General features: G+C 63.8%; 4 protein-coding genes. All 4 read left to right on the forward strand.

Features of this window, described 5'->3' with window-relative positions; genetic code table 11:
• Positions 1–16: 16 nt before the first annotated feature.
• A complete protein-coding gene (locus AC11W3_RS03670) occupies positions 17–1,282 on the forward strand; it encodes a glycosyltransferase (RefSeq protein ID WP_484092507.1) in 1,266 nt (421 codons plus the stop codon).
• A 58-nt stretch (positions 1,283–1,340) separates the two neighbouring features.
• A complete protein-coding gene (locus tag AC11W3_RS03675) occupies positions 1,341–2,414 on the forward strand; it encodes a glycosyltransferase family 4 protein (protein ID WP_484092508.1) in 1,074 nt (357 codons plus the stop codon).
• Positions 2,402–4,315 (forward strand): asparagine synthase (glutamine-hydrolyzing), encoded by a 1,914-nt coding sequence (asnB, locus tag AC11W3_RS03680; RefSeq protein WP_484092509.1) that lies wholly within the window; start codon positions 2,402–2,404, stop codon positions 4,313–4,315. The genes AC11W3_RS03675 and asnB overlap by 13 nt, the downstream gene beginning before the upstream one ends.
• Before the next feature lie 197 nt (positions 4,316–4,512).
• Positions 4,513–5,601: hypothetical protein (locus AC11W3_RS03685; protein ID WP_484092510.1), on the forward strand; the 1,089-nt coding region annotated here is incomplete at its 3' end.

Raw genomic sequence — 5,601 nt, forward strand, 5'->3', positions numbered from 1 at the left:
GGGGCCTGAGTTCCCGATGAGCAGTCCAATTACAAGCCAGCAAGGGCTCAAGCCTTCTGTGCTGTACATCTCGTACGACGGCATGCTGGAGCCGCTCGGACAGTCCCAGGTCTGGCGCTACCTTTCGGCGCTGAGCGAGAAGCACCGCATCGTCTTGCTGAGCTACGAGAAGGAGGCGGACTGGGCCGACGTGGAGGCGCGGGAGCGGTTTCGTGCGGAGGCCCGGGGGAGAAGGGTGGTATGGGTCCCCCTGCGGTACCACAAGAAGCCCTCCGCCGCGGCCACCGCGTACGACATCGTGCTCGGCATCCTCGCGGGGAGCTACCTGGCGCTCAGGCACAGGGTGGACATCGTGCACGCCCGCAGCTACGTCTCCTCGGTCATCGCCTTGTCCCTCAAGAGGCTCTTGGGTCTCAAGTTCCTCTTCGACATGCGCGGCTTCTGGGCCGATGAGCGGGTCGACGGCGGCATCTGGCCGGCGGGTGGGGGGCTGTACCGCGCGGCCAAGGGCTTCGAGCGCCGCTTCCTCCTCGGCGCCGACCTGGTGGTGTCGCTTACCCGGGCTGCCGTCGACGAGATGCGACGCTTCGATTATCTGCAGCAGCGCATGCCGCGCTTCGAGGTCATTACCACCTGCGCCGACCTGGACCTCTTTCACCCCGGCCGGGAGGGGCACAGGGAAGGGGAGCGGTCGCTGACCTTGGGGTATGTCGGGTCCGCCGGGGTGTGGTACCTCTTCGACGAGTCGCTGCGCTGCTTCAAGGTCCTGCGCCGGGCTCTCCCTGACGCCCGCCTCCATATACTCAACCGCGGGGAGCACCCGTTCATTCGGGAACGCCTGGAACATCACGGGATCGATCCTGCGGCGGTGGTGCTGGATACCGCCGACCATGCAGGGGTGGCGCGCGCCATGGCTCGCATGGATGCGGGAATATTTTTCATCAAGCCGGTCTACTCCAAGACGGCCAGTGCACCCACCAAACTGGGCGAGTTCCTCGGCTGCGGCGTGCCCTGCCTGGGCAATGCCGGGGTGGGGGACATGGCCTCCATCCTGGAGGACAGGGGGGTAGGGATCGCCTTGAAGGAGTTCAGCGAGGAGGCCATGGAGGAGGCGGTCGGGAGGCTCCTTGGCCTCCTACGGGAGCCGGGGATAAGGGAGCGCTGCCGCCGCGTGGCCCTGGAGGAGTTCTCGCTGGACCACGGCGTTCGCAGCTATGCCGGGATCTACGCGGAACTCCTGGGGGGGGCTGCGGTGGAGTTGGCTGGGGGGCCGGCGGCATGACGAGCTGTGGGACGGCCAGACCATCGAGAGCAGGGATGAAGCTTGAGGGGGATTCGCCATGCGCGTCCTGCTGCTGAGCCGCTACGCTCGCCTGGGCGCCAGCAGCCGCCTGCGTTCCTACCAATACCTTCCCTTCCTGGAGAGGCAGGGGGTCGAGGTGACGGTGGCGCCCCTGTTCGACGACGACTACGTGCGCGGTCTCTACAGCGGCAGGATCTCGAAGCTGGACGTGATCAGGGGGTACCTCAGCCGCCTGGAGACGGCTTCCCGTGCCAACAACTACGACCTTGTCTGGCTTGAATACGAAATTCTCCCCTGGCTTCCCGCCTGGATCGAACTGCGGTTGTTGCCGGAGGGGATCCCGCTGGTGGTCGACTACGACGACGCCGTCTTCCACCGCTACGACCAGCACCCCTCGGGAGCGGTCCGGGCCCTCCTGGGACACAAGATCGACGCGGTGATGCGGCGGGCCGACCTGGTCGTGGCCGGGAACGCATACCTTGGGGAGCACGCCGCTTCGGCCGGGGCGCGTCGAGTGGAGTTCCTTCCCACGGTGGTCGATGCCGCGCGTTACAAGGTCCCGGAGGAGCAGGAGAGCCAGGCGGTGACCATCGGCTGGATCGGGTCGCCGACCACCGCAAGGTACATGGAGCTGGTCGCGCCGGCCCTGCAGGCCATGGTGGAATCCCACCGGGCCCGGGTGGTAGCCATAGGCGCGCATCCCGCCCAGCTTCGCGGCCTTCCCATCGAGGTCAGGCCCTGGTCGGAAGAGACCGAGGTGGCGGAAATCCAGGGCTTCGACATAGGGATCATGCCCCTCTCCGACAACCGCTGGGAAAGCGGCAAGTGCGGTTACAAGCTGATCCAGTACATGGCCTGCGGAAGACCGGTGGTGGCATCGCCGGTCGGGGCCAACCGGTCGATCGTGCTGCACGGGGAGAACGGGTTCCTGGCCCAGACGGAGCCGCAGTGGCGCGAGTCGCTGGAAACCCTGATCGGCAGCGCGGCGCTGCGGAAAAAAATGGGAGCCGCGGGGCGCAAAACAATGGAACGTGAATATTCTCTCCAGGTGGCCGCGCCGAGGCTGGCACGGCTCCTTCGTTCGGTGGTGACCACGCCATGTGCGGCATAGCGGGGTTCTGGCAGCCTGCGGCCTTTTCCGGCGCCGCCGCGCGAGCCGTCGCCGGTGAGATGGCCGGCCGGATCGCCCATCGCGGCCCGGACGACTCTGGAATCTGGATCGATGATGAGAGCGCGGTGGCCCTGGCGCATCGCCGGCTCTCCATCCTCGACCTCTCTCCGGCCGGGCACCAGCCCATGGTATCCGGCACCGGGCGCTTCGTGATCGCCTTCAACGGGGAGATCTACAACCATCTCGAACTGAGAAGGGAGCTGGAGGAGAGGGGGGCCAACCCTCCGTGGCGGGGACATTCGGACACGGAAACGCTCCTCGCGGGCTGCGAGGCCTGGGGGATAGCCGGGACTCTCAAGAAGGCGGTGGGCATGTTCGCCATCGCCCTTTGGGACCGGGCGGAGAAGGTGCTGACGCTGGGGCGGGATCGCGTAGGCGAAAAACCGCTCTATTACGGCACGGTTGACGGCACCTTCATCTTCGCTTCCGAGCTCAAGGCGCTGCGCGCCCATCCTATCTGGCGGGGCGACATCGACGCACGGGCGTTGCACCTGCTCCTTCGCTACACCTACATCCCGGGGCCGCATACGATCTACACCGGCATCTCGAAGCTGGAACCGGGAGGATTGCTGCAGGTCCGGCTGCAGGGTGGAGCGCTGTCCCAGACGGCGGAGCGTTACTGGTCGGTTATGGAGGCGGCGGTGGGAGAGGCGTCTTGCGGATCCGACGACGAGGAGGCGGAGCGCCTGGAAGGGCTTCTCAAGGCGGTCCTCAAGCGGCAGATGCTGGCGGATGTCCCGTTGGGGGCCTTCCTTTCAGGAGGGGTCGATTCTTCGATGATCGTTGCGCTGATGCAGGCGCAGAGCAGCCGCAAGATCAAGACCTTCTCGATCGGCTTCAACGTGGAGCACTTCAATGAGGCGGAGTACGCCAAGGCCGTCGCCCGGCATCTGGGGACGGAGCACACAGAGTTTTACGTAACGGAGAAGGATGCTCTCGACCTGATCCCGGAACTTGGGTCGATTTACGACGAGCCCTTCGCAGATTCGTCGCAGATCCCCACCTCCCTCCTGACACGACTCGCGCGCCGGCAGGTCACGGTTGCCCTTTCCGGTGACGGTGGTGATGAGCTCTTTTTCGGCTACGAAAGGTACCGCATGGTGCAGAGCTTCTGGGGGAAGATTTCCGTAGCTCCCGCACCGCTTCGGCGGGCAATGGCTGCGCTTCTGGCCGGGCAGGCGAAGGCCCTCCAGAATGCTCCAGTCGCCCCTCTCTCCGCCTTCGGCCACCGGTTGAGGAGGTTCGCCGAACTCTTCGAGAGCGGCAGCATGCCCTCACTGTACGAAAAAATGACCGGTTATCACCGGTGGGCCGACCAGGTCGTGTCGGCCGGTGTGACGGCCGATAATTATGCCGGCACCACAGAGGCGAAGTCCCCCGACCAAGCCTTGCACATGATGCTCTCAGACATACTCCGCTATCTGCCGGACGACATTCTGGTGAAGGTGGACCGGGCGGCGATGGCGTCGAGTCTGGAGACCAGGGTGCCTTTCCTGGACCATTCCCTGGTCGAGTATGTCCTTAGCCTCCCCCTTTCCATGAAGTACCGCCAGGGAATGACCAAGTATCTGCTGCGCAAGGTCCTATACAAGCATGTCCCCAGAGAGCTCATCGAGCGGCCGAAGATGGGGTTCGGCGTTCCGGTAGCAATCTGGCTCAGGGGGCCGCTTAGGGAGTGGGGCGAAGCGCTCCTGGGCGAGAGGTCGCTCGCCGCTTCCGGGCTCCTCGATCCGGCTCCCATCAGACAGAAATGGCTGGAGCACCAGGCCGGGCATTGCAATTGGAGATATGAGTTGTGGCCGGTACTGATGTTCCAGTCCTGGCTGCAGGCTAACGAGTGAAACGCCACGCACCCTGATGCCGGGCGCTTCGACGTCTGCATCATGCATCTCCCCGACGAGCCGTGGGCCCGCGGCAAGTGCGTCTTCAAAAGTGGAGCGCCAATAGTCTCTGCAGGTCGCTGCCCCCAAACTCCTTTCGATACTGGAGTCGGAACTCGACTAGCACGGGCGGATGTAAAGGGAAACGGTGAACCCGGATGAATAGAGTGATCTGCAAAGACAAGGAAACCAAAATTATCGCGGCATTATTAGTCCTCATCATTGTTGTGGCGACGCCGCGCTTCCTGGATATGATAACCGCTTGCGGCCACTATATCCCGCAGGAGGACCTTCCCACCGACTATCTCAAAGGGGTGGTCTGGGCGCTCGTCCTGGGGGTGAGCATCTTTTTCTGGCCCGTTTCCGGTTCCAACAGGAAACTCCTTTTGATCGCGTGGCTCGCCAAGATCGTCATGACTCTGGGGGTGATGCTGCTGTACGAAAGCCATTACGGGCTCGATGCCTACATGTATTTCGACAGGTCGAATGCGGCACCCTTTTCCCTGGCGCGGTTCTCTCTGACAGGCGACGATGCCGGTACCAGGAACATCATCAACGTCGCCAGCCTGAACAATTTTCTGCTGCCCAATTCCTATCACGCCCAGAAGGTGAGCTTCGCCATGATAGGGCTGATCGGGGTCTTCCTCTTCTACCGGAGTGCCGTGGCCTTCCTGGCGCGTGAAGAAACCAGGATCTTCTACCTCCTTGCCTTCTTCCCCGGGATCATCTTCTGGTCCTCCACCTTGGGGAAGGAGCCGCTCGTCATACTCGCCATCGGGCTCTATGTCTACGGCACCGTCAACTGGCAGGTTAACGGCAGCTACCGCAATTTCCTGCCGGGCGCAGCGGGGGTCTTCATCGGCGTCTTCATCAGGGTCTGGCTCGGCCCGATCATGGTCTTGCCGGTACTCCTGCTGTTTTTAACGTCCTCCTGCCGGATGGCCGCGAAGGTGTCGTTGACGGTGGTGACCTGCGCGCTCCTGGTAGTCAGCGCCGGTCCCATGCTGGAAAGGTTCAAGATCCAGGCCTTCGAGGACGTGCTGGCCGCGGCGGACAAGACCACTCAAGGTTTCGTCACTACGGAGGGGGGGTCCACCCAACAGCTGCAGGTTGACCTGACCACGCCGGCCGGAGCCTTGAAATTCCTGCCGCAGGCGGCCTTTACCGCTTTGTTCAGGCCGCTTCCCGGCGAGGTCATGAACCCGTTCGGGTTGCTGGCGGGGATCGAGAGCAGCATCCTGCTGGGG

The sequence above is a fragment of the Geomonas sp. genome, assembly GCF_056994735.1.